This is a genomic window from Amphibacillus marinus (genome assembly GCF_900110345.1).
Classification (GTDB): domain Bacteria; phylum Bacillota; class Bacilli; order Bacillales; family Amphibacillaceae; genus Amphibacillus_D; species Amphibacillus_D marinus.
Genome location: NZ_FODJ01000015.1, coordinates 45,844 through 72,171, shown reverse-complemented (window position 1 = coordinate 72,171; position 26,328 = coordinate 45,844). Strand labels below are relative to the sequence as shown.

Annotated in this window: 21 protein-coding genes; 5 read left to right on the top strand and 16 right to left on the bottom strand. The window is 39.5% G+C overall.

Annotation, left to right across the window (positions count from 1 at the left end):
• From BM000_RS15610 to BM000_RS15595, 4 genes are all read right to left on the bottom strand, one after another.
• The coding region (locus BM000_RS15610; protein WP_143063950.1) for an LXG domain-containing protein at window positions 1–188 on the bottom strand (188 nt) is incomplete at its 3' end.
• 142 nt (window positions 189–330) lie between these two features.
• Window positions 331–3,570 (bottom strand): thioester domain-containing protein, encoded by a 3,240-nt coding sequence (locus BM000_RS15605; protein WP_091500154.1) that lies wholly within the window; start codon window positions 3,568–3,570, stop codon window positions 331–333.
• A gap of 618 nt (window positions 3,571–4,188) precedes the next feature.
• Window positions 4,189–5,316 carry a hypothetical protein gene (locus tag BM000_RS15600; RefSeq protein ID WP_091500153.1) on the bottom strand — a complete coding sequence of 376 codons (1,128 nt, stop codon included), beginning with the start codon at window positions 5,314–5,316 and terminating at the stop codon, window positions 4,189–4,191.
• A gap of 583 nt (window positions 5,317–5,899) precedes the next feature.
• Window positions 5,900–6,136, bottom strand: a complete 237-nt coding sequence (locus BM000_RS15595; protein ID WP_091500151.1) for a hypothetical protein — start codon at window positions 6,134–6,136, stop codon at window positions 5,900–5,902.
• 282 nt (window positions 6,137–6,418) lie between these two features.
• Between BM000_RS15595 and BM000_RS15590 the strand changes: the two genes are divergently transcribed.
• Window positions 6,419–6,751 (top strand): helix-turn-helix domain-containing protein, encoded by a 333-nt coding sequence (locus tag BM000_RS15590; protein ID WP_091500150.1) that lies wholly within the window; start codon window positions 6,419–6,421, stop codon window positions 6,749–6,751.
• Between the two features lie 127 nt (window positions 6,752–6,878).
• Window positions 6,879–8,045 carry a glycosyltransferase family 4 protein gene (locus tag BM000_RS15585; RefSeq protein ID WP_091500148.1) on the top strand — a complete coding sequence of 389 codons (1,167 nt, stop codon included), beginning with the start codon at window positions 6,879–6,881 and terminating at the stop codon, window positions 8,043–8,045.
• Window positions 8,046–8,242: 197 nt separating this feature from the next.
• Here the strand turns inward: BM000_RS15585 and BM000_RS15580 are convergent, their stop codons facing one another.
• The 3 genes from BM000_RS15580 to uxaC form a co-directional block, all read right to left on the bottom strand.
• The gene (locus BM000_RS15580) at window positions 8,243–8,848 is read right to left on the bottom strand and encodes a hypothetical protein (RefSeq protein WP_091500159.1); all 606 of its coding nucleotides are present in this window, start codon (window positions 8,846–8,848) and stop codon (window positions 8,243–8,245) included.
• Window positions 8,849–8,976: 128 nt separating this feature from the next.
• On the bottom strand, window positions 8,977–9,594 hold the full coding sequence (locus tag BM000_RS15575; RefSeq protein ID WP_091500147.1) for an NUDIX hydrolase: 618 nt from the start codon (window positions 9,592–9,594) through the stop codon (window positions 8,977–8,979).
• A gap of 362 nt (window positions 9,595–9,956) precedes the next feature.
• The gene (gene uxaC / locus BM000_RS15570) at window positions 9,957–11,369 is read right to left on the bottom strand and encodes a glucuronate isomerase (protein ID WP_091500145.1); all 1,413 of its coding nucleotides are present in this window, start codon (window positions 11,367–11,369) and stop codon (window positions 9,957–9,959) included.
• A 290-nt stretch (window positions 11,370–11,659) separates the two neighbouring features.
• Here uxaC and BM000_RS15565 point away from each other — a divergent pair, with 290 nt between their 5' ends.
• Entirely contained in the window at window positions 11,660–12,433 is a 774-nt protein-coding gene (locus BM000_RS15565; protein ID WP_091500143.1) for an alpha/beta hydrolase, read from the top strand.
• A 182-nt stretch (window positions 12,434–12,615) separates the two neighbouring features.
• On the opposite strand, the gene BM000_RS15560 is transcribed toward BM000_RS15565, so the two are convergent.
• A complete protein-coding gene (locus BM000_RS15560) occupies window positions 12,616–13,050 on the bottom strand; it encodes an Rrf2 family transcriptional regulator (protein ID WP_091500142.1) in 435 nt (144 codons plus the stop codon).
• Between the two features lie 184 nt (window positions 13,051–13,234).
• On the opposite strand from BM000_RS15560, the gene BM000_RS15555 reads away from it, so the two are divergent.
• Entirely contained in the window at window positions 13,235–14,098 is an 864-nt protein-coding gene (locus BM000_RS15555; protein ID WP_091500140.1) for an SDR family oxidoreductase, read from the top strand.
• Window positions 14,099–14,258: 160 nt separating this feature from the next.
• On the opposite strand, the gene nfsA is transcribed toward BM000_RS15555, so the two are convergent.
• Window positions 14,259–14,996: an oxygen-insensitive NADPH nitroreductase gene (gene nfsA, locus BM000_RS15550; protein ID WP_091500139.1), complete on the bottom strand. Its 738-nt coding sequence runs from the start codon at window positions 14,994–14,996 to the stop codon at window positions 14,259–14,261.
• A gap of 455 nt (window positions 14,997–15,451) precedes the next feature.
• Between nfsA and BM000_RS15545 the strand changes: the two genes are divergently transcribed.
• Window positions 15,452–15,967 (top strand): nucleotidyltransferase family protein, encoded by a 516-nt coding sequence (locus BM000_RS15545; RefSeq protein WP_091500157.1) that lies wholly within the window; start codon window positions 15,452–15,454, stop codon window positions 15,965–15,967.
• Window positions 15,968–16,206: 239 nt separating this feature from the next.
• On the opposite strand, the gene BM000_RS15540 is transcribed toward BM000_RS15545, so the two are convergent.
• The 7 genes from BM000_RS15540 to licT form a co-directional block, all read right to left on the bottom strand.
• Complete coding sequence (locus BM000_RS15540) at window positions 16,207–17,403, bottom strand: MFS transporter (protein WP_091500137.1); 1,197 nt, start codon at window positions 17,401–17,403, stop codon at window positions 16,207–16,209.
• The gene (locus BM000_RS15535; protein WP_091500136.1) at window positions 17,400–18,287 is read right to left on the bottom strand and encodes a PRD domain-containing protein; all 888 of its coding nucleotides are present in this window, start codon (window positions 18,285–18,287) and stop codon (window positions 17,400–17,402) included. Before BM000_RS15535 ends, BM000_RS15540 begins: the two co-directional genes overlap by 4 nt.
• Window positions 18,288–18,316: 29 nt before the next feature.
• Window positions 18,317–19,729, bottom strand: a complete 1,413-nt coding sequence (locus tag BM000_RS15530; protein WP_091500134.1) for a glycoside hydrolase family 1 protein — start codon at window positions 19,727–19,729, stop codon at window positions 18,317–18,319.
• 26 nt (window positions 19,730–19,755) lie between these two features.
• On the bottom strand, window positions 19,756–21,630 hold the full coding sequence (locus BM000_RS15525; RefSeq protein WP_091500133.1) for a beta-glucoside-specific PTS transporter subunit IIABC: 1,875 nt from the start codon (window positions 21,628–21,630) through the stop codon (window positions 19,756–19,758).
• 358 nt (window positions 21,631–21,988) lie between these two features.
• Window positions 21,989–23,431, bottom strand: coding sequence for a glycoside hydrolase family 1 protein (locus BM000_RS15520; RefSeq protein ID WP_091500131.1), 1,443 nt, complete (start codon window positions 23,429–23,431; stop codon window positions 21,989–21,991).
• Window positions 23,431–25,305: a beta-glucoside-specific PTS transporter subunit IIABC gene (locus BM000_RS15515; RefSeq protein WP_177178328.1), complete on the bottom strand. Its 1,875-nt coding sequence runs from the start codon at window positions 25,303–25,305 to the stop codon at window positions 23,431–23,433. The genes BM000_RS15520 and BM000_RS15515 overlap by 1 nt, the downstream gene beginning before the upstream one ends.
• A 105-nt stretch (window positions 25,306–25,410) precedes the next feature.
• Entirely contained in the window at window positions 25,411–26,244 is an 834-nt protein-coding gene (gene licT, locus BM000_RS15510; protein WP_177178327.1) for a BglG family transcription antiterminator LicT, read from the bottom strand.
• Window positions 26,245–26,328: the final 84 nt, after the last annotated feature.

Sequence of the window (26,328 nt, the reverse complement as noted above, 5' to 3'; positions counted from 1 at the left end):
ATGGTCAGGTGAAAGGTGCGCACGTAACGCTTCGTTTGGTCGGCAGCTTGGCCAGAAAAGCCACGCATCTGGCCCATTGCCTCAAGTGAGCGACGAATTGTCTGTAAATCACTACGTACCTCGCGGCATAACGCACGGGTATCATCCCGAAAGTCTCGGACTTCCCCCATATTGACACGGGTTACCATTCAGCTTTTCCTCCTTATAGTGTAAAGCATGACCCAATAAAAAGCACCTAGGCTCCGCTCTATTTTTAGAAAACATCGAAAAGCTGCTTTCAGGTTTTAGAAAGCAGCTTGATACGCTATATACGATCTCCAATGAGAATACTTAATTATTTCGTGCCAGAAAGGCTTGAAGGTCAGCTATTTCTTCCGCTGTCCAATTATCCGGCACCCCAAGTGGAAAGGGGTTATCTTGATTAATTGGCTCCATATGAATCGCATCCTTTTCCTTCGTTTCAGAATCCATATGCAAGTACATATGACCGACCACTTCTATCGGATAGGTCAGGTTGACTGACATCAGGTGAATGCCGATCGGTACCTCCGTTGTCACAGCCACACTGTAATCCCCGACATAGCCCCAAATCGGCAGGTAGAGCTTCCGCCCACCGTCAATTAAGGAATGCGTAATCCGGCTATCGCCATTCGCCACCTGTTCGCTTGAGAAGACATGCCCGGTCTCTTTCTCAACCTGAACCGCCGGTAACGCAAACTGTTGACTGGTCTCGGTTTGGTTGGCTTGCGTTGTCGCACCCGTACGGTCAAGCGGGACCATTACGCTGCCCGCTTGTCGGGCATAGTCGATATAGCTGAGGTCCACCAGCGCTTCTGGTGCCGTCAGGGCAAAGCCAAAGGCAACGGAGGCATTCCCAAGCCTGTTCTGATAGGAGAGGTCAAGCGGCATTTCAAAGCCATAGCCGGTCTTCATCTTGCGAATCGGCTCAAGTGGGATCGCAAAGCTCTCGGTAAACACCTGCATCGGCTCACCGATCATCCGCTCGGTCTTGATCACACCCTCATAACGGAGGACATCAGATTCGACTACTTCTGCCTCAAGCGTCCCCTCTTCTGCCGTGTATCCCTCGGTATCGACCTCAGCTTGGTCAGCAGGCACCCGAATATCATCGGGATTAAAGTCTTCAAGCCTAACCGTGTAAGTCGCTGTCTCATTCACCGCTAAGGCCTCTGGCGGAATCGTGAGCGTAAGCTGCTCAGGCAAGGCGCGAGCAGTATAGCGATTGCCAGTAATGAGGGTATCGTCTTTATACAGATTGACCATCACTGTGGCTTCGCCCATATCCTGTAAGGGATAGGCATAGTTGTTTTCCTTCATCAAATCAACGATGACCGGAAGGCCCTCAGAAGCCGGGGTGGTATAGATTTGAATCCGTTCTAAACCCGTTTTAATTAATGGAATATCATAGTAATAATTAATTGTCAGGTGCGACGTCCCGATGATACCCGATTCCGGGTCACCATCATGGCGAACATACCGGTAGACATATTCACCCTTCTCAATCACCGCAGGTACTTCACTATATGGGTCTGCTTGAAGCAGGGTATAGACCTTACTGTCCCGAATTGGTTCCCCTGTCCGATTATCAATATAGTTGACGGTCACATCCCTCATTAGCCTGTAATAAAAGGTATTGCTTATATCTGCGTATCCCATTCGATCACTAAAGGTTAAGTTATTCTCCCGTTGATATGTTCGCCCCCCTGATAAAGTGTAAAACTCTTCCTGAACGTAATGGTATCCATCACCAACCTTTATCCGATCATCTCTCCTTTCAAAAATATCATAAGCGGGGAATCGATTTCTCCATAAGATCGTTGCATCATGATATGGATCATAATTTACCTTTATTGTTCTGTCCTCGCGTGGCATTGAACCTGTTACAGTACGGCCTGCTGATCGGTTTAAAACGTAATGCGTCTTGCCAACATCGAAGTTATTAGGAACTTGATGACTAAATGATGCACCTGCCTTATATAGCGAGTTATGATCTGTTTCTAACAGATCACCCGAAAATTTATCATATAGCTCTATCTTCAATCGATGTTGTGATGTGTACCAAACCGTATACGTTTTAGCCTCAGTAACATTATAAGTTCCTGCTTGACCGCCGTCATTTATTAAATTTATAGTTCTACCATTATACTTATTTCCCCAAGAGTATCTAGTCATATTATGCGCTACAGTTACAGGATCACCAATTAAGGTTGGTTTAATTTCAGTTTTAATTGTATCTTCTGTTACTCTATCTCTATGAAGAATGGTTATATCTACCTCTTGGCGAGTAAATGGCACCTCAAAAGAAACAGTATTATGAGGATCATCATAAACGTCCATCTGAGCTAAAGGTTGTCTTATCCCCCAGTTATCGTAAGTTATCATAGGTGTGTAAGTGGGTATACTTCCTCTGATATTTGTTCTTTTTAACGTGGAGTTATATGATAAAGGTGCTGTAAAGTAAAATGTATCTCCTCCTCGGATAGTCAATGTTCCTCCTGTAGAGGAAGTGTTCCTTGTTTCATTTATAATTCTAACATTAGTAGGCACACTTATTTGAATTCGGTTATCACTGTGGGCCAAAAATTTGGTTTTCTCAGAAACCTGTCGATTATCCTCAATACTAATATTTAATTTTTCCTCAGATAATTCCACTTTTGAGCTTGGCGGATTTTTAGTGTTATCGTTAACTAACTTCCACAACTCCTCATATCTTGCAAGAGATCGCCCTGTCTGCTCACCAGGGTTTCTTATTCTTGAGGCAATTAGAGATGTTACAGCAATTCCTACATCTTTTTGACCTGAACTAAAAATATTTCCTTCTCCACCCCAACCATAATAAAGTAGGCGCAACATTCTAGCATTATTATAAGGTTCTAACGGACTATAAGTTCCTGCCTCCGTCGCAGGATCCCTATTGTGTTCTACACAATAAGCTAACTTACCGTTTACTCTGTATTCACCTACCTTTGTTTGCCCTACCTGAACCGTCCTTACTCTTTCAATTTTAGGTGTCGAATTAGCATGAATCTCTTCGGTAGAAAATAGAGAAGTTATCCTATTAGAAAAATGACTAAATAACGTTTTATCCAAATTCTCCTTAACTTGAAACGGATTAGATAAAAGAAAATCAAGACTAGGATCGAGAACGCCATCGCCACCCGATACATCATATATCGCATTACCTAACCAATAAAAGCCATTCTCATCGTAAGCTAATGACTCATCTGCATTTGGACTTAACTCAGAATAGTTAGTTTCATCCCAAACATGAACACCACTAGGATAACTTGACCTTTTTTCTACTAAACTGATATCCTTATCAGTTAAAGCATTTTCTAACTCAGACAAATCTAACAAATAGTCATCGTAACGAACGTTAGAATGTTCAATCACTTGGTAGTCTTCTGACTCCAGAGTGTCTGCTTCTAGGTTATACTCTAATTTTGTTTCATTTTGACTTTCTGCTAGTATTACTAATGTGCTAGAGAAATCACTAAATAATAAAAACAATATTAGTGAAACCATTAAAAACTTCTTTAAGTTAAACACTTGATTCCACTCCCCGTTATTTTTTAAAAAAGCAAAAAAAGAAGCCTAGACCAATCTCCTCTAGACTTTTTTGGTGTTAAATAATTACTAAAATAATAATTTTAGGGCATATCTTCTTGTAAATAATCAGGTTTTCGCATCTAAGAGTTTCATCAATTAGGATGTTATTAAAGTAAACAACCTGAAATCCCCTTGTTATTTCTTTTAAGCGATTAAGATATCTCCTTTTAAAAACTCTGTTTTGGTGATCTTAAGTGTTGAATAGAGCCACTGCATTGGGTAGCCCTTTATGCTTAAAAATCTTAAGATGGTAAATGTTTTCAAAGCATCATCAATCAAGTTGTTTTCACCTCACTTTCATGGTATGGAAGGGCTATACTTTTAAAAGATTAACACCTTACATGAAAGCTATTTTATGATAAACAAGTAATGCATCTTTATTTGGAACTGCACTATAATGATAATTTTTCGATTAAAGAGATCGACAAAGACACACATACATCGTTTCATTTTGATTAACTCTTACGTATGTCAAATCACTTGACTGACTTTTTGTTATATCTATAGTCTTCTTGACCTTAAGCATTCTAACTAATTAAGTGTAGCCTATCTAATTTATTAGTCTTCAAAAAGATCTTTAAAGTCCTCTGGCGTACCAGTCTTTCGCCAACTATTGTAAGTTGCACAACCCTTCGTACCATTTCCCAGAGATTCATCACAAGCTAGCTTAATAACCTCATCATTCACTGTCTGTACCCAACCATTGGACCCTCCACCAGATTCCGTTGACTTGGACGAATCAGTACCCCCGTTACCTCTAGAGCTAGAAGAGTTAGAACCCGAACTTGAAAATGAACCTTCAGAGCTACTGCTCGCTGAACTACCCGAGCTAGATGCTTGAGCAGACTGCTGTCTCGCTTGTTCAGCTTGTGCTAAAGCCAACGCTTCAGCTTCCCGTTTAGCTTTTTCTTCAGCCAATCGCCGAGCTTCCGCTTCTTTCTCCTCAATTACCGTGAGTACCCTCCCAAGCTTGGCCGCCAGCTCTTCTTTAACCGCTTCGTTACGGATCAAATCAATGTACGCTTTAGTTGCATTGTAATCATCACGACTAGGATCAGCCTTGACCTCATTCTTATCAAAGAATAAAGTAACTGCCGCCTCTGCCGTATCAATCTGATCTAATTGCTCTGAGGCTTCTGCTAGCAATTGTGTGACAGCTTGATACCATGCTGTTTCTTCATCAAAGCCTTGTTGCGCCAGAGCTTTTTTGTAAGCTTCCAGTTTATTATGATCGAGATCTTCAGCAATTGCTGGGGCGGTTACCTCATCCTCAGTAATAGCAGCTTCAACAAAAAACTGGTTTAATGCTTCCTGCTGAATGTGCTGGCTTAAAAGAAGGTCAGCACGTTCTAAAAGTGTAGCAATGTTATGTAACAACTGGTCAGCTGTTTCTTTCAAAGTATCCTTTCTAATCGCCATGTCAGAATAATTGGTTTGTAACAAGACAAGATTCGTTGTGATCGTTTCTATTTGCTCTATCTCAAGCTCCTTCGTCATGAATCCTTGCTCACCCAGATAGCTGTCTAGCTCCTCAGAGCTAGCACGCACTTCATCCTCTGCACCTTTGAGCTGTTCCGCTAGTCGTTGATCATTTTGATGTTGCACAATACCATATGTTGTTCCAGCGATGGCGAGTAGCCCAATCATGGTTATGATAATAATAAGTCCTTTTTTGCTTCGTTTCATATTAGTCCTCCTACTTAGAAAAAGTTACACTATATTTTACCATAAAATTTAACTTTGTGTTTGATTTAATTTCCAACTTAAAAATTTTAATTATCTCTTTATTAAGATTCAAAAAAGAGTTTAATATAATTCTTAATCGAATTACATTAAACTCTATAAAATCGGATACGTATTAAATGATTTGGTCAAGAAATTTTGTTATATACGTTATCATACCTATAATTAATAAATAGAAACATTTACTTTAGAAAAATAGAAAAAGGTTGTTCTTTCAATAATTTTGAAAGAACAACCTTTGATGTGTTTTTTTAGTTAATTTTAAATTTATATCCATTTAGGATAATAAATGATTTTGTTGGTTTTTGGCTCATTCCAACAACCCTACACATATGTGTTGTTCTTTTGGTAAGTCACAAGTGGATTTTAAGCATGTAGTCCACTAACTCGATTTGTAGTATAGTTAACTCAGAATGCGACTTTTCCTTGGGGTTAATCTGAGTACCACTCTATATCAAATTGTCAAGGTACGCTATGTGTATCATAAATTATACACATGATAACGTATAGAACTCGGTTAAATCATTTATAGGATAAATAATTCTTGATTAGGACTTTTTCTTTTAGCAATAACTTTTCCATGTTTATCTTTTACTGTTCTAATATCATAGTAAATATCTTCAACTTTTTTTAAGGTATGCGTTTGGACGTTTTTCACAACTAGGCTTGCTTTAACCTCATAGATTTCTTTATTAAAGGTTCTAACTGTTCCTTGTTTAATTGTTAAGAAGTCAAACCTTTGCATTAGTGATTTTTTTGTCATATATAAGATCACCTCCTATTTATGATTAGAAACCTAATGGTTTTACAGCAAAATGTTGAATTTAATTCAACATTAGTACAAATTACCCTAGTGAATAATGACAATTATACCGGGTATAAAATACTTATTTGTAACTTTTTGATAACCTTTGATATAAAAATACCATATAAAGCCTGTATCTTCAACGCAAATTTAGTTATTTTCAAATTATTTTTTAATTTTTTACAAAATTGTGTATGGTCTTAAATCAACTTATAGTAGTTTTTAAGGAGGTCAGAAAATATGTTTCCGAGACAAGACATATTATCTAGGCGATTAGTATTGCTAAGAAAGCAACACCAGTTAACACAAGAGCATTTGGCAAATTTACTAGAGGTTTCTAAAGCTACAATATCTAAATATGAAAAAAACGCTGCTTATCCTAGCTTTATTGTATTATTAAAGCTTGCGGATGTATTTGAGGTTTCAATTGATTATTTAATTGGCAGAAGTAATATCATAGGGGTTAATGCAGAAAATCGAGAAATGATTGAGGATGTTGTTAACCTATTACTTAAGATGGAAAATAGCGACAGGCAAAGAGCGATCCAGATATTAAAGTTATTAAAAAAATAGGCTTAATTTAATTACAAATAAGTTTACTCCGCCTTAAGTCTTAACAAAAAATACATCATTAGAACATTGTCGGACTAGCCTTTGCCTCATATAATAAGGGTAAGGTATTTTTAAGGAGAGGAAAAAGATGCGAATAGGGCTTTTTACAGATACATATTACCCGCAGGTGAATGGGGTTGCAACCTCCACCTATCTGCTCAAGCAGGGATTAGAGCGCATCGGTCATAATGTCTACGTGTTTACCACAACCGATGCCAATGCTACCCCTAATGAACAAGGCGTTTATCGGATACCTAGTATTTCAGTAATGAGCGAACGGCGCTTGGCTCTGTTTTACCAACCACACCTAGTTAGGCTAATTAAGCGCCTAAATCTCGATATTATTCATACGCAAACAGAATTCTCACTCGGTATATTTGGGAGGCTGATGGCAAAGAGGTTTAACATCCCCCTTACGCATACTTACCATACAATCTATGAGGATTATACACATTACATTGCAAAGTTCTCACAGCTTAATCCAATTGCAAAATTTGCTGCTAAACGAATTAGCGTCAACTTTTGCCGGGCAGCTGATCAATTAATTGTACCCACTGTAAAGGTGAAGAATTTACTTGCTTCATACGGTGTTCACAGACCAATTAACGTTATTCCAACCGGAATTAATCTAGAAAAGTTTTCGCAAGCTAATATAGATAGTCAGCACAAGGAACGACTTCGGGCTACCCTATCCATTCAACCGGATGATAAGGTGATTCTTTTTGTTGGACGTGTATCGAAAGAAAAAAATATTGAGACGCTACTCTTGCATGTCCAACCTTACTTAAAGGAACATCCTCACATCAAATTTGTTATTGTCGGCGACGGGCCCTACCGGGCATGTTTAGAAGAGTTGACAAATGAATTAGCCATTACGCAACAGGTTATCTTTGCTGGGGAACAGCCATGGGAAAGTATTAACCAGTACTATCAAATTGGTGATGTGTTTGTCAGTGCCTCACAAAGTGAAACCCAGGGATTAACCTATATTGAGGCACTAGCTGCTGGATTACCTGTGATAGCCAAGGCAGATCCCTGTTTAAATGGTGTCATCGAAAATGGGCAAAATGGCTTTACGTTTCATCACCAAGCCGATTTTCTCTCAGCACTTAACAGCGTTTTAGAGAACGAGCGCTATCAAACGGCGCTTGCGACTACGGCTGTAATGACGGCAAAAAGGTTTAGTGCTGAACAATTTGCCCAGAGTGTATTAGAAATTTACTCTAGTACTAGCAAAATATCATTAAGCTCATAACACAAAAGTGCCTTATCGTATTGATAAATTTCTTAAAAAACCAACGATGGCCAGTTGTACTTACTATATTAGAGAAGTTTTATAGACTATTAGCAGCTCTTTAACGCAGCAGGCAAATTTAGTAGCTGTTTGTCACGATAAAAAGAAGCATCGCTCTGCTACAGAGCGATGCTTCCTTACTGTTTGTTAAGCTTTAGCTAATGACAGCTATACTTAAATGCTGGTTCCGTTTGAATATAGAATGCAGTTCGTACTTGCGCACTCCAATTGGCAAAGGCAGAGCGCCACTCTGGGGTTCTAAAAAACGCATCAACGGTTTGATTGTCAGAATCCCAGACGATAAACGTGTTAAGCGGCGCAATACCACCTGCCCAGATACCATTCGTTTGATCTGTATTCCCTTCTCTTACCAGCAACAATGGTAGACCAAATTGATAGGCCATGGCTGGTTCAATTTGCGAATAAACGGAGCCCTCCCAGAACGGTTCTACTGTTGGTGTAGGACCAACATTTGTTTGGACGATTTCGACCAAGAAACGACGAAAGTTAACGGCGAGCATCCCATAGCTTGATGAAACTAATCGGCGAATATCAGTTAGGATTGCTTCTGGATACCCCTCTGTTACCGGTAATGTTCTCGGGAATAGTAATGCAGTTTCAATCTCAGCAATAAGCCGATTTAGAAAATGCTGTTGGGTTGCATTTAAGGTTCTTGATGTACTTAAAAAGGTCGGGATACGGTAGGCGCGATCGACACAGCTCTGATGCAAAGCAGTTAGTTCACCATTTTCATTAACTGACATGATGTCTTTCTCTTGCAATTTTCTCACCTCTTTTTGCTCTATTATACGAAGGGATACTTGCAAGAGTGTGGACGGTCACCTTAAGCGCATTAAAATAATTAAGTGGCTCAGCAACCAATTTCACGCAACTAATCAAATCTAGCAAACGCTGATGGACGCTGATATTCGGTAAAGAGCCATTCAATCTGACTAGCAGTAATTCGACCTATCGATAAAGCTGGGCAATCTTCCTGAGCATAGAAACCAATATCCTTTGTCTCAATCCCTGTTTTTTGCTCTCCACCGACAATCTCACATTGGATAAAAAACTTATAGACATGATAAGGTGATGGGGGATGGGGGTGGCATTTTTTATCCAACACACCTAACAGTTTACTGGCCTTTACCACCAGACCCGCTTCCTCCTGCACCTCTTTAACAGCCACCTCACCCGGCGTTAAGCCAATATCACCCCAGCCACCCGGTAATGCCCATTTGCCATCTGTTGCTTCTTGAACCATCAGTAGCTTTCCCTCGTGAAAAACGACAGCGCGTACATCAACCTTTGGTGTTGCATAGCCTGTCTCATTAGCAAATAACTCACGAATGACTGTTTGCTCAACCCCCGTATATTCAGACATGATCTCAGTACTAAGCTTTCTTATCTCTTCGAATCGTTCAAGGTCATAAACATCCTTTGAATAGGCTAAACCAGCTTGCGCGATTGCTTGAAGCTGTTTTGCCCACGCTAACCATTTTGGCTCCATTTTTAAAACCACCAATCTAAAACGTTAATAGTGTTTATTTTCCCATAAAATAGTATCAATAACGCGTTTTTAATTAAGATCGCTTAAAATTACTTTTGTAGATATATAGAAATGTGTACACGAGTAAAACTCCATACATAACTATTGAGAGGCGATTGACATGCTGTTCCAAGAACAAAGTAGTCGTTATTACAGGGCAGCTTCTGGAATGGGTCCCACTTTTTAGCGAGCAGCTATTGTCGGGTTAGGTATTAGTAATGAGTAGCTTTAACTAGCTTGGTAATTAGCTAAGCCCTAATAAAAAAATGCCCTAAAATAATGACGTAAAGGGCATTCTGTTTTATTAAGGATAAGGTAATAGCTTACTTGTTTGCTTTAAAATAGGTTACCGCATTTTGATAGGAAATGCCTGCAATTAATTCCTCCAGCAAACGCTCATGCTTGGGTATGCGTCCTGATTCTACCTGTTCACCAATCATATTACAAAGAATTCGTCTAAAGTATTCATGGCGTGGATAAGATAGAAAGCTTCTTGAATCGGTAAGCATGCCCACAAACTGGGCAAGTAGCCCTTGATTTGCAACCGCCTGCATTTGCCGAAGCATGTTTGCTTCAGTATCATTAAACCACCAGCCTGACCCGAGCTGAAGCTTACTTTTTATTCCCTGTTCATTTGCTTGGAAATTGGCCAACGTTGCTGCAATTAACTCAAACTGGTTGCCATTCAAACAGTAAACAATTGTTTTCGGCAGCTGCTGATGTTGATTGATCTCATTGAGCAATAAATTAAGTGCTTGCGCGTCATGGCTTGAGTCATGAATGGCATCAAATCCTGTATCAGGACCGAGCTGGTCAAGCCAACGGCTATTATTATTGCGTAGCGCTCCATAATGTAACTGCATAACCCAGCCGTGCTCATGATAAAGCTTAGCAAGATCTACCAGCAGCCGTGTCACATACTTTTCCTGTTCAACTATTGATAGACGCTCTCCCAACATACCTTTCTTAAAAATAGCTTCAATTTCAGCCTGATCCGCCTCTCGATAAACAAGCTCTGTCAGCGCATGATCAGATGTCACTGCACCATGCTGATCAAAGTATGCCACCCGTTTTTTCAGAGCAACTAGCAGATCAGCATATGTCTCGATTGACTGACTGGTACAATCTTCAAGTTTTTTTAAATAAGGCTGATAGTCTGGCTGATCAATTTGCATGACCTTATCGGGCCGAAAAGATGGTGACACAACCGTAGGAAAGGATGCATCAGCTGCAATCTCTTTATGATAGTTTAAAGAATCAATTGGATCGTCTGTCGTACCAATATGGACAACATTAGATTGTTTAATTAGTTGCCGAGCTGATAGCTGCTTATCTCTTATCTGCTGATTTAACTGATGATACATATCCGCCCAATTATCCGCTGTCAACAATTCATCAATACCGAAATAACGCTTAAGCTCAAGGTGCGTCCAATGATAAAGTGGGTTTCCTAGCAGTTTATCAAGCGTTTCAGCCCACGCTTTAAATTTCTCCTCGTCCGATGCGTCACCTGTCACACAAGACTCAGGCACACCATTAGCCCGCATGGCCCGCCACTTATAATGATCACCATAAAGCCAAATTTCAGTTATATTGTTAAACTGATAATCAGTCGCAATCCACTCTGGTGAGAGATGACAATGATAATCGAAAATCGGCAAATCCTTCGCATAATTTTGGTACAATCTTTTTGCCGTCTCACTATTCAACATGAAATCCTCGGTAATAAACGACATAACAATCCCTCCTCAGTTAATGAAAGCGTTTCACATTAACACATTCTCATAAATAGTAAAATAAATCAACTGAAAAATGAGGTTGTTTTGTCATATGCTAAGTAATAACACACTCCCCTAAAGAAAGTGCAATCTTTTATATAATAATTGATAATTATTATCATTGTAACTATAATAAGATTAACTTCACTTGGATAAGCCAAATAGAAGCTGCGTACAGAGGTGTTCTTAGCTACATAAGCATGCTACATAAAATAAATACTGATTTTTTGTAAAGGAGCTTGATTATTATGAATCGTTATCAAGAAGAGCAATTTATTATCGACGGACCACACCACAAGTTTCAAATAAATGTTGCAACACCCAACTTGCCTGCCCCTGAGCAAGGCTTTGCTGTGTTATACATATTAGACGGTAATGCTTATTTCACCCTAATTAAAGAGCTAGTCAGATTACAGAACTTTAGACCTGAAAAGACAGGGATTGATCAGATGATTTTAGTTGGCATCGGCTATCCTGATACCGACATCTTTAATGACAATCGGATGTATGATTTCACTCCTCCTGCCGAAACAGTTAAGCTAATCGAAAGAACTGATGGCTTGTCTTGGCCGGAGCATAGTGGAGCTGATCATTTCCTTGATTTTATTGAACAGACACTCAAACCTAAAATTGAAGCCACCTATCCTGTTGATCAGACTAATCAGGCGTTATTTGGTCATTCCCTTGGCGGCTTGTTCACTTTATATGCACTATTTACGCGGAGCCACCTGTTTCAACAGTTTATCGCCTTCAGTCCGTCCATTTGGTGGAATGAGCAGCATGTGTTAACGAAAGAAGCTGAACTCATGAACGGACAAGTCAAGCGCTTATTTATTGCGGCTGAAAATAGTGAGCAAAAATTTATGTATGATGATGCTCATGCACTTTATCAGCGCTTAGTGCAAAGGGAACAGCTTAATCACGTTGAATTCTTTTCTCTAGATGATGAAAATCACATGTCGATTGTGCCAACTGGGTTAAGTAGGGCTTTAAGATTTGTTGAAGTAGGCTTAACGAAGTAATTCATTCAATGTCCGTCAAGAACAGTGATGAAAGCAATAGTAGGTTCGGTGGTCAAGTCAGCTATAGCACATGAATAGAGAGCGTCTATAATTGTTGTGCCACGCTAGCCAACCTAAAGGATCCCCATAAACATGACGGGGATCCTTTTCCCATTTGCACAACTTAAAATGATAAAGGCCTATTAAGTTAGGGCGACTTTGGACTCAATATCTTCAACAACATCCAAAAGCGTAACATTACTTAAGACCTTTTCCATCGCTAATTGGGCAGCTATGAACAATGGCTCAACCGTACTTTGAATATGCTTCCCGACCGTACAATCCGGATGCGGATTCTCATGAATACTAAATAATTCTTTCTCCTGCACCACATCGACCGCCTTATAAACATCAAATAGCGTTATTAATTCTGGCTCTTTAGCTAATTTAATGCCAGCTATTCCTGGTCGCACTTCAATTAAGCCAGCTTTCTTCAGCATCCCCATCATTCGCCGAATGACGACAGGGTTTGTATTAACACTCCCGGCTAAATAATCTGACGATATCGTTACGCCCTGATCAACATTTATTAATGACAGAATATGAATTCCGACTGCAAACCGACTACTTATCGACATACTTAGTCACCACCATATTATTTTTAAAGAAATCTCCTGTAATCATTTTGATTACTTGTTTAGTATAACAAAAAATACGCAAAATAAAAATAGTATTTATTTGTTGACAAAAGCATCGAATGTAATTATTATAGTTACAGGTAATCAATTATGTTACAACTATTTGAATTGGAGGATGAATATTATGACCATCTTAGTTACAGGCGCTACAGGAAATTTAGGATCAAAGGTTGTTGAAACACTATTAAAATCAATTCCTGCACAACAATTAGCTGTTAGTGTGCGAACACCAGAAAAAGCAGTACATTTAAAAGAGCGTGGTGTCGACGTACGCCAAGCTGATTTTGATCAACCTGATACATTAGCTACTGCCTTTCAAGGCGTTGACCGCCTTTTAATTATCTCTGCTGATGGCGATAATGAGACACGTATTAAACAACATGCTAACGCAGTAACTGCTGCCAAAGCTGCTAATGTTAAATTTTTAGCTTACACTAGTCTAGCAAATGCAACTGACAGCACCAACCTAATGGCTCCACCTCATAAAGCAACAGAAGCAGCCATTATTGAGTCAGGCATTCCCTACTCATTCTTACGCAACAACTGGTATTTAGAGAACGAGTCAGGAAGCATCCAAGGGGCAATTGCTGGCGGAACATGGTTAACCTCTGCCGGTGAAGGTAAAGTCGGCTGGGCTTTGCAACAGGATTATGCTGATGCAGCAGCTGCCGTTCTTTTAGGAGCTGAGCACGACCATACCACTTACGAATTATCTGGACAGCCTTTAACACAGGCTGAGTTAGTGGCTGAGCTTAGCGAAGTTATTAATAAAGAGGTAACTGTGCAGCACGTTAATGACGAAGCTTATGGTGATGCAATGAAACAGGCTGGAGTACCTGAAGCGGCCCTACCAATTGTTGTTGGCATTCAAGCAAGCATCCGCAATGGTTCCCTTGATGTTACCAGCAACGATTTTGAAAAAGTACTTGGTCGTCCCGCAACCCCAATTAAAGAGGCACTTACGCAAATAGTAAATAACTTAAATTAATTTATTGGTATTGCAGACCGACCAATCATTATTGTCTCACTATAATAGCGGCCTGTAGTGCTCCTTTCACACATTAAATATGTTAAACAAAAAGTAATAGCTAACCAATCACGTAAAAGTCTGTTTAAACGTGTTGGTTAGCTATTTTTTTAGTATAGCATTAATCTTTTTGCAGAAAGCCTTGTCGTTCTAAATACTGATCGATATGAGCCCGCTTTCTTACACTGGTGTATGCAGCCATCATTTCGGTCCAAGTGGAATGCCGTGTACCAGCTGTGCGTGTTACATAGTAATCATGCATGTCTTGATCGTATTGCGTTAGTTCAGCTATTTGATCAGAAGCATACACTTCTTGATGGACGGCAGCCGCTTGTGGTAGCCTCGGCTTCTGGGCAATCTGTTGATCTGGGTAGCCAACCGTAAGACCAACAAGTGGAAAAACATATTTGGGAAGCTGCAGCAATTCACTGACTTGCTCAGGCTGATTACGTATACCACCAATCATGACGCCACCTAGACCTAATGACTCTGAGGCAAGCTGCATATTCTGCGCGACAAGTGCTGCATCAACAGCACCAACAAGTAATTGCTCAGCTCCACCAACATCAAAGGTTGTTTGATGCTTTTCGCTCGCATACTTGTGACGGGAATAGTCGACACAAATGACAAAAAAGACTGGACACTGTTCGACCCAGCTTTGCCCACCTGCTAGTTCGGCTAGACGCTTCTTTTTCTCCTGATTTCGAATGGTAATTACCGTATAAGCTTGAACATGATTTGACGTCGAAGCCCAGCGCGCCGCCGTTGTAATTTCTTCAATCTGCTGTTCTGAAAGCGCCTGATCTGTATAGGCACGAATCGAACGGTGGGCCGACATTTGGTTAATCACTTTATTCATTTGGATCGTCCTCCTTTTACAATAGCGTACTCAATATTTACTAAAAAGCAAGTGACTTGCTTTAAAAAAGTAACCATACACAGCAATTAACTGCTTTGCACTAAACATGCTTCCATTTGATTTTTCAAACTAGACACTGGCTATTATAAAAGATACAACTACTATCTATAACAACAGTTAAAGCAACAATACCGTTGTCCATTCAAAAGAAATAACCACCCATTTACTTCTTTTAATATAGTACAGCCTCAATTAGGGGGGCTTCCTTCTTTCCACTTACCATACTTAAATTACGCCGCTTATGCTTAAAGTACAGGTCTTCCAATCAGTTGTTCTGCGATAAATAAACAGTAGTTTATTTTATGCTAAAATAGCAGAGAAGCTTAAAAAAGGGGGAGAATCGTGTGCTTAGTAGTGAAAAGGATATTATTGATATCATTCAACAAGACGAAAGAATGATGGCCATTATCAACGCTGCTGATCAATTGGGTTTAACAGATTGGTCTGTTTGCGCTGGATTTGTCCGTTCAAAAATCTGGGATACTCAGCACAACCATAAGCAACCAACACCACTTCAGGATATTGATGTTGTCTATTTTAACCCAAACAATATAAGTGAGGCAGCTGAGAAAGCACTAGAAGATGCGTTGCGGCGAATTATTTCTGATGTGCCTTGGTCCGTTAAGAATCAAGCAAGAATGCATCTCAAGAATAATTTTCCACCTTACTGTTCAACTGAGGATGCCATCTCCAAATTTCCTGAAACAGCTACAGCATTAGGCATAACAATGGATGAATGTCATAAGCTTGTTCTTATTGCGCCTCATGGGATTGAAGATGCTATTGCGATGAAGCTACGGCCTACTCCACACTTTAGAACATCCGAATCACGCAAGGCTATCTTTTATAAGCGTGTCCACCAAAAGAATTGGCAAGCTCATTGGCCAATGGTCAGCATTGCTAATGAATAATTCTTGCCCATTAAGATATCTTTTAAGCAAGAATACCGGAAAAAATAAAGACTAAATGAATTAAGATAACTTTGGCAGTAATTAATGACTTACTAGACATAACCTAGAGAACGTCATTGTTATCCACTTCGAACAGCTTCTGAACAAATTGAGCTGTTACTGACTGTTAGGCTACGAAAAATAACAAACACCTAAGCTGTCACAATGTGCTTAGGTGTTTGTTATTAAAAATCGCCACTCTACTCGCTACCATTTACTATCCGTCCTTGCACGACAGCTATAGTCTGCCGCTTTTTATAAAAAATCGTCACCGCTAAACAGCCCACTAAGGCAATGCCTGCCAGAATCGTATAACCCACTACAATACTATAATGGGTAACAGCATAACCTGTGAACATTGGAAATAGTGACATCCCAAGCGCATAGAAAGCTTGGTAAAAACCCATTGCTGTTGATTTTTTTTCATCGGGTATTCCTTTCATTGCCTCCGAGGTAGCAAAGGAGAATAAAATGCCCGTGGACATACCAGGCAGAATTTGCAGAATGAAAATCAGCCAGATTGCATTCACTCTTGGAACAAAGAAACAATATAGCGAGACAACAATGAGTACCAATGGAATCCATATTCGCGGCCTTTTTTGACCACCAAATTTTGCTGAAGCAAAGGCAGAGAATAACACAGCAGCAATCATATAAATAGTTGATGCCAAACCAACCGCTAGACTTGTCGCCCCCAAATCTTTGAGAATCTGCGTCGTAAACGACATCGTTGTGGTAAGCTGAATGCCCTGCTGAATAAGGGCAATAAACGAGAACATCCACAGCCGCCTTATTGACAAAACTTTTACCAGTTCGCTAATTGCAACTGGCTGATGCGATACTGGCTCTTCCTTTAACCATAATCCCAGTCCAAACGCAAGAAGCCCTGCAAGCAAACTAAGTAGACAAATCCATTTCATCCCAAAATAATCAAAGGTTAGCATACTGATGATAAACCCTAGTAGCATACCAGCATTGTTAAACAAAATAATTCGACCTGTTGCAGCTTGCTGATCCTCATTTGCTCGCTGATTCATATAGAAAACCATAAAAGAAATCCACATAGAGGAAGCTAATCCTGATAACAAATTAGCCAGCAAAAAGCCTATTCCTCCAGATGGATAGATACGAAGCAAAGAAGCAAGTCCTGAGGCAAGAGCACCGATGAGAATAAACGGCTTGTGCACACCTGATCGATCGGCAAATAGACCGACCGGAAAGCGTAGAAGCAGCTGGGTAATACCGTATGCACCAATTACGACACCTGTAAAGCTACTTGAAACACCCGTTAGAGTCAAAAAGGTTGTCTGATAAGGAATGTAGACATATTGAGCAAACCAGAATAGGGTCACAATCGTGAAGAAAATAAGATCTTGCTGTTTTACAAACTTCTTCATAACGACTTACCGTCCGTTTTATTATTACAACCATCTTTCCGGTGCTTATTCTCTTCTAATACCCGATGAATATGAATAGTGAGATATAATTCCTCGGTTTGCGTCAGCTCTGTTGAAAACTTCTCAATAATGTATTTTTCAAGCTTGTTAACACATTTATATTCAGCCGGACAATTATTAATAATCTGTTCATAGAGAAAGTCATCACCTTGTTCAAACTTTTGTCGATCCGTTAACAGCCGCTGAGCAAATAACCTGAGATGCGTGGTAAACCTCGAATATGAAATGCTATCCTCATCATAAGTAAGGCTAAAATTATACTTCACAATATCAAGCATATCCTTTAAGCTTTCGGTAATAATTCGATTATTAACATTATAAGGATTGTTCTGCTGTGCATTAATAAAATGGAAAGCAATATTACCCGCCTCATCAATTGGGAGCTTAATCTTTAATCGTGCCTCTACCAATTCAAGGCCAAAAACACCGACCTGATACTCATTTGGGCTAAACTTCTTCATCTCAGCTACGTAGAAGTTCTCAATCACAATGCCTTGTTCCATCCGTTTCACAACAAACGATAAATGGTCGGTTAACGATAGATAAATATGCTCCATTAAATCCATATTGTACTGTTCAATCGCATAATCAATAATGGTTTTAGCTAGTTCAAAGAAAGTACTATCAATTTCAGAAGCGAGCTTAATAATATTACGCCCAATCGCTCGGTCCTTCATGACAAACACCTTTTGGACTTCTTGCTTTCTAAGTCGATAACCAATTGCTTTATTAAAGCCAATGCCTTTACCCATTAAGATCATCTCATGCCCCTGATCATCAAGTGCCAGTATTAATGAATTATTTAACACCTTTACGACTCGCATCCTAACACCTCTTGCTTTCTGTGCTTTGCTTATAAATCAGCTCCATTTGATTTAATAACCTGCTGATACCAGAAGAAGCTATCTTTTTTAATTCGCTCCAATTGCTTTAAATTATGATCATCGCGATCAATATAAATAAAGCCATACCGTTTCTTAAAGCCTTGATGTGAACTAAGAATATCCATCACTGCCCAAGGCGAGTAACCGAACAGCTCTACACCATCCTCAATCGCTAATGCACAGGCTTTAATGTGATCTCTAATATAATCAATTCGATAGTCATCATGGACTTTTTTATCCTCAGTCAACACATCGCCAGCACCTAAACCATTTTCAGTGACAATCATTGGTAACCGGTAACGCTGGTAGTATTCATTTAAAACAATCCGCAATCCCATCGGGTCAATCTGAGCACCATACTCGCTTGCCTCTAAGTGCGAGTTCTTGTCATCTTTAAAATAACCATATTGATCAAAATCAACTTGATTTGTCCGAAAAGCACGACTTCCAATTGGATGATCAGCATCTACTGGCAAATAGCTTGCCGATAGGGTCCGATAATAATTCACAGCGATATAGTCCATCTTTGCGCTTTTTAATAGGGCTTGATCGCCATCTTCCATAGTTGGGACAATATCCCGTTCCTGTAAATAACGCATATAGTAGCCCGGGTACTCACCAGTAAAGTGGATATCAAGGCAATAATTTGTTTTAAACCAATCATTGAGCTTGGCCGCCCACACATCCTCTGGCTTGTTGGTAGATGGATAGGTACAGGTTGACGATACCGCAGGACCTACCTTGCCATCAATCACTAAGTCATGACAGGCATTGACCGCTAGAGCGTGGGCTAAGAACATATGGTAATCCATTTGCGCCCGAATTTTGTCTGCCTTCCAAGGGTCTGTCTCAGTTATATTCATCCGCTCATCGACACGGATCATTAAGTTTTGTTCATTGTGCACCTGCCAATACTTGACCCTGTCACCGAACGCCTCAAAGCAGACCTTCGCATAACGTTCAAACGCATAAATACAAGCTCTTGCTTCCCAACCATTATACTTCTCAACAAGTGCATACGGTAAGTCAAAATGATAAAGTGTCACCATTGGCATAATATCATGTTTAATTAAACAGTCAATGACTTTATTATAAAAGTCAATTCCTTTTTGGTTAATATCACCATCGCCACCAGGAATAATCCGTGCCCACGAAATTGAGAAGCGATACACCTTAATCCCTAATTCTTTCATTAAAGCAATATCTTCTTGATAACGGTGGTAAAAGTCACTCGCTACCTTGCTGTCTGCCTGTAAATGCGACCGTTTAAATGCATTATGATCTGCAACAGTCTTACCTTTGCCATCTTCATCCCAAGCACCTTCAATTTGAAAGGCTGATGATGAAGCACCGAATAAGAAATGATCTGGAAAATTAGTCATGCTGATTGCCCCTTTTTTTGTTTTTATTATTTTTTAATTAAAATGACGTCACTCGTTAGATCAGCCCGAGCTGTAGCGGCGCCATCTACCTGTTGATAGTCTGCTGTGTTACTGACTACAATTGGGGTCACCGTATCAAAGCCCGCTTCATTAATTGCTTTTATATCAAAGGACAATAGCTTTGTCCCCTTCATAACATGCGTCCCTTCATCTACATGCTTTTCAAAAAAGCGGCCCGCTAAATTGACTGTATCGATCCCTACATGAATAATAAGTTCTACACCACTATCTAAGCGCAAGCCGAGTGCGTGTAGTGTTGGATAAATCATTAGCACGGTACAATCAGCAGGTGCAATAACTTCCCCTTTTTCAGGAATAACAGCAATCCCTTTGCCAAGCGCTTCTGACGCAAATACTTCATCACTTACATTAGCTAGCTGTACCGCTTCACCTGCTACTGGTGATGGAATGACAATGTCTGAATCACCGGTGAATGGAATTTTCATTTTGTTCTCAGCACGATCATTCGTTGCTTCGTTGGTTACAAGATCATCGAACCCAAGAACATACGTTAAAATAGCTGCACCGAAAAAGGCAACCCCGATACCAGCAAGATAGAATAAAAATTTAGTCAAACCAAAAGCAGCATAGGTCGCTAACGTTAACACCCCATTGTTAGCAAACGAATCGCCATAAACACCGCCAGCACCCATAATGGCGCCACCAATCGTACCACAAATAATCGCATAAACCATTGGCTTCTTTAAACGTAGGTTACAGCCATAAATAGCCGGCTCAGTAATCCCACAAATCGCTGCTGACAGCATGGAGGAAGCAGCAACCGTTTTCAAGTTCTTATCACGTGTACGCATCATCACACCTAGCGCTGCACCACCTTGCGAGAAGTTAGCCGCACCTGCAAATGCTAATAGATTCTGTTGGCCATAAAGCGCAACATCATTAATTCCAATCGGGAGTAACGCACGGTGCGCACCAAAGACGACAAATACGCACCACATACCACCAATAAAGGCTCCGCATAGGATAGGACTAATATTCATCATACCCGTATACAAAAAGCTAATACCGTTACCAATGTAAATACCAATTGGACCAAAAACCATAAATGTTGCTGGCACCATAACAAATAGTGATATACCTGGGACCACAACAATTTTTAAAACCTCAGGGGTGATCTTTTCAAGAAACTTTTGTACATATGACAGAATAAAAACACCAATAATAATCGGAATAACGGATGAGGCATAGTTTGCTTGGGTTAGACCAACACCAAACATCTGCACAGCTTCTTCACCAGTCATCAGCCCAACAATCGCCGGATAACACATCGTTCCACCCAGTGCCATTGCGATAAACTCATTTGCCTTAAATACCTTGGCACTTGTGTAGGCTAATATAATTGGCATGAAATAGAAAATAGCATCGGTAGCACCAAGTAAAATAATATACGTCTGATCACCAGTAATATCAATCCCACGGTCAGCTGCAATGATTCGAGCAACCGTTAAGAGACCTTTCATCAGTCCTGATGCCGCAATAGCTGGTACCATCGGCGTAAACATGGTTGAGATTGCAATTAAAATGCGATTCCAAATGTTTCCCTGTTCCTGAGGCTCTTCAGCAGCAGTCTCATCAATATCAACCAGTGGTGAAATAGCTTCAAACACCTTGGTTACTTTTGCTCCTAACACAACCTGAAGCTGCCCGCCACTCTCTACAACGGAAATAACACCCTCTAAGCGCTCTAGCACATCTTTGCTTGCCTTTTTCTTATCCTTCAGAACAAACCGTAACCTTGTAAAGCAATGTGTTAACCCTCTTACATTATTCGCTCCACCTACATGCTCAAGAATATCTTGAGCAATTTTTTGATAATCCATCTCTTTTACCTTCTTTCAATGAATTACGCCCTTCACCAATGGCCAATTAGCGAAAATAGCGCACAAAAAAAGATCCAACTGAAATACCGCCTTCACAAAGAGCTGACTCCTTGACAAAGTATTTCAATCCGATCTTGCCTGCATCACCAGTAACACGTCGACTTGTTATTTGATTAAGGTCATATTATCATGCTTTTTGTCGTTTTGCAATACCCTTTCATAAATTCAATCAATTCCAAATTTCATTGTCAATAAACGCTACATACTAGCTTCAGAATTCTTCATTTCTATGCTTCTTCATCAACTATCAAAAAATAACCAGCTATGAAAAATGGTCTTAGCTGGTTATTTTGCTATATTAGATTAACGCACCATTAGATTCAATTACTTTTTGATACCAAAAGAACGAATCCTTTTTTTGTCTGGCTAAAGTACCGTTTCCTTTATTATCTTTATCCACATAGATCATGCCATATCTTTTCTCCATTTCTCCAGTCGAAACACTCACTAAGTCAATACACCCCCATGGTGTATAGCAAATCAAGTCGACTCCTTCTTCGATCGCCTTACCCATTTCAACAATATGGTCTCTTAGATAAGCAATTCGATAATCGTCGTGAATACTGCCATCTGCCTCAACATTGTCCTTTGCACCAAGACCATTTTCAGTAACCATCACAGGAATTTGATAGCGATCATAGACGTGGTGCAGTGTCCAGCGTAGACCCATAGGGTCAATTTGCCAATCCCAATCTGATGTTTCAAGATATGGATTTTTGAATCCCCCCATAATATTACCATCAACCTTTTCTTCCTTACTTTCTTCACTTGTACATACAGACATATAATAGCTCAGTGAATAAAAATCTACTGTGCCCTCTTTGAGAATACGATCATCTTCTTCATTTGTTATGATATTAATACTATTCTCTTTAAAATATTTCTTAATATAGTAAGGATAGTTTCCAAAAACCTGTACATCTGAGCTAAATAAATTTAGAACATGATCTTCTTTTTGCGCTTTTAAAATATCCGCTGGGTTACAGGTCAGTGGATACGTCGTAATATAACAGATCATACAGCCCACTTGATAATGATCATCTATCTCGTGGGCAAGCTTGACCGCTTTTGCACTCGCGACAAACTGATGATGTAAAGCTTGGAACCTCATATTAACGTTATCTTTTTGATGAATGAAATACTCGGTACCTTCATGTATTATCGCACCGTGGTTCCAGTTCCCTAACGGACGCATCAAGGCATTAATTTCATTAAAAGTAATCCAATACTTTACTAAGCCTTTATAGCGCTTAAAGACTGTTTCACAATAGGTTGCAAAGAAATTAACTAACTCCCTTGAAGCCCAACCATTATAGGCTTTCACTAAGTTTAATGGTGTTTCATTATGCCAAAGTGTGACTAATGGTTCAATATTGTACTTTTTCAATTCTTTAAACAAGTCTTCGTAAAACTGTAATCCTTTTTCGTTTGGTTGCGCATCGTCTCCATTTGGAAAAATACGCGACCAGGCAATGGAAACACGCAATGTCTTAAAGCCCATTTCGGCAAACAGTGCTATATCTTCCTTGTATCGATGATAGAAATCAATTGCTTCATGCGTTGGATAGAACGCCCCTTCTTCTAAATCCATCGTAATTCTTCTTGGTGTGTGCTTATCACCTGCTGTCATAACATCCGCAGTTGATGCACCCTTTCCATCGATATTCCAAGCACCCTCACATTGATTGGCAGCTATTGCGCCACCCCACATAAAGTTTTTAGGAAATGTTATATTATTCATTAATTCGTCCCTCTTTCTATATTTATTTTCATAATAGGCTCTGCTCTACTCGTATTTACCGTGTCACTAATAAAGTGCTCAGGAAACGTCTTGCTATTGGTAACGACCATAATGGCTGTAGCAGCAAATCCTTCTTCTCTAATTTTGATATAATCATATTCACCAATTAGATCCCCCCTTTCAATTGTATCCCCTTCCTTCACCATTGTATTAAAGTACTTGCCGTCAAGTCTGACCGTATCAATGCCCAAATGAATTAAGATTTCTACTCCTTCATTGGTCTTTATTCCAATTGCATGCTGGGTCTTAAATACAAGTTCAACAACGCCTGAAGCTGGCGCATATACCTTATTACTGCTTGGTTCAATTGCGACACCATTTCCAATCGACTTTGATGAAAAGACTTGATCATTAACTTCTTCAATTGGAACGACCTTGCCCTCAACTGGAGAAGCTAATTCTATCCACTCATCACCAACAACGCCTAATTCTTCTTTTCTTTCTGACTTATGATCGTCAATAATTTCTTCGAAGCCCAATATGCAGGTAAGAATCGCTGCCACAATGAATGAAACGGTAAAAGCACCTGCAACGACAATTACATTGTATGGATTCGTGTCGCTAATAAACATTGGCAGGGTCACAAATGATGGCCCCCCAATTGCATATGCTTGTGCGCCAAATCCACCGGCAATTGCCCCACCAGTAGCAGCACCAATAGCCGCCGCTAAGAATGGGCGCTTTAATCTTAACGTCACACCGTAAACTGCTGGTTCGCTAATACCCAATAATGCCGAAATACTCGCACTGGCAGCAACTGATTTATTGCGAATATTTTTACTCTTCAACCATACTCCAAAAGAAGCGCCGGCTTGAGCGACATTGTTATTTCCTGAGATCGGTGAGTATAAGTTGTAGCCTGTCCGTGCAATTGCATCTATTTGTAATGGCAGAATACCATGCTGTAAGCCTGCGACGACGATAGTAGACTGGAGCCCACCATAAATAATTCCGGCAAGGATACCGCCTCTTTCCACTAGAAATTCAATTCCACCACTAATATAGTTACTTATATAAGTAGCCACAGGGCCGACAACCATTAACGTAATAGGTACGGCAATCAATAACGTAAACGCTGGAACGAAGACAATTTTAAAGGCATTCGGTACAAATTTATTGAAAAAGCGTTCCACATAAGACAAGAACCATACCCCAAAAACCGCCGGTAACACACTCGATGCATAGCTCATTAAATTAATAGGTAACCCAATAAAACTGAGTTGCGTTGTGCCTTCTGCCATTAGGTTGGTAAAACCGGGGTGCATTAATGCACCTGCCAGCGCCACCGCAACAAAGGTATTACATTTAAAAACTTTTGATGCTGAGTAAGCTAAAAGAATCGGCAAGAAATAAAATACTGCATCTGACACGGTATTAAGAATAAAGTAAGTCTCACTTTGATCAGATAGAATTCCTGTTAACCGGAAGATAACCAGAAAGGCTTTAAGCATCCCAGATCCCGCTAATGCTGGTACAACAGGATTAAAGATACTAGCAAGGTTATTTAGCCCTTTCTCTAACAAATTCCCTTTTGTTTTTGCTGAACTATTTTGAACAGCATTTTCATCAAACTGAATAAATTCTGTGAATTGGTTATATGTTTGTGCAATGTTATTTCCAATAATAATCTGCACTTGATTTCCTTTTAAAACTGCTCCCATACTACCTTCTAAATTATTTAGTGCCTCTAAATTTACCTTTTTGGTATCTTTCAAAGCAATTCTCAAACGTGTCATGCAATGAGCAACATCTGAGATATTTTCTTTACCGCCAATATTATCTAAAATATTTATATATAAACTTTGATTTTTCATGTTCATTTCCTCCCTTAATATTTATCGAAAAATAAAAAACACCTAGGAATAGCTATAGTTAATAGCCTTCATCTAGGTGTTGCCTGCATGACCAGTGACAATCCTCTAATTATTCGTATCGATTAATCTTTGAATATGGATCGTTAAATAAACTAATTCCTCTTCAGTTAACTTACAATCATATTTCTCTAACATGAACGCTTTGATCTGACACGAGCACGCAAAGGGCTCTACATAATTGCTGCGAATGACATCCAACAATATGTTTTCCTTATCACTGTATGGTGTACCATTTAGGACACGCTGAGCAAAAAATTTCAAATGGTTAACTAATCTTAAATAAAACAGACTATCTTTATCTAACTCGATTTTGAAGTAGTACTCAATAATCTTAACCACTTCATTAATAATGCGCGTCATGGATTCCATCATATCAATACCTACATTAAACTCTGCATTCATGACATGAACAGCAATGAAGGCGGCTTCTTCTTCCGTAAGTTGCACGTCATAGGTTTCATTTAATAACTGCACACCATATTTACCAATCTCAAACTCTTTTTTATACAATCTTTTAATATCCCACAATAACACATTTTTGATTTCCTGCTTTTTTCTATGTCGCTCGAGCGCAAAGGAAATGTGGTCGACCAGTGTGAAATAAATACCATTATTCAACTCTCTACCTATATCTTGCTCGGCTTTCTTCACTATCTTGACGACAATATCAATAATTTCTTCAGGGACATCTTCCATCTGTTGAATCGTTTGTTGGGCTAGAGTATTGTTAGCTGGGTAAAACTTATTCTGAATTTTACTTTCGTCAATCTCGTCGTTTTGTTTTTTCTTGAAACCAATACCAGTCCCAATGATAATGATCTCTTTTCCATCTACTAAAGAAGTAACAACATTATTGTTTAGTACTTGATATAGTTTCATTCTTCCCCTCCTAAAAAACATAAAAAGGCAACACAAAAAGTAATCATAAGCTGATTATTTTCAGTGTTGCCTGTTTCCAGTGAC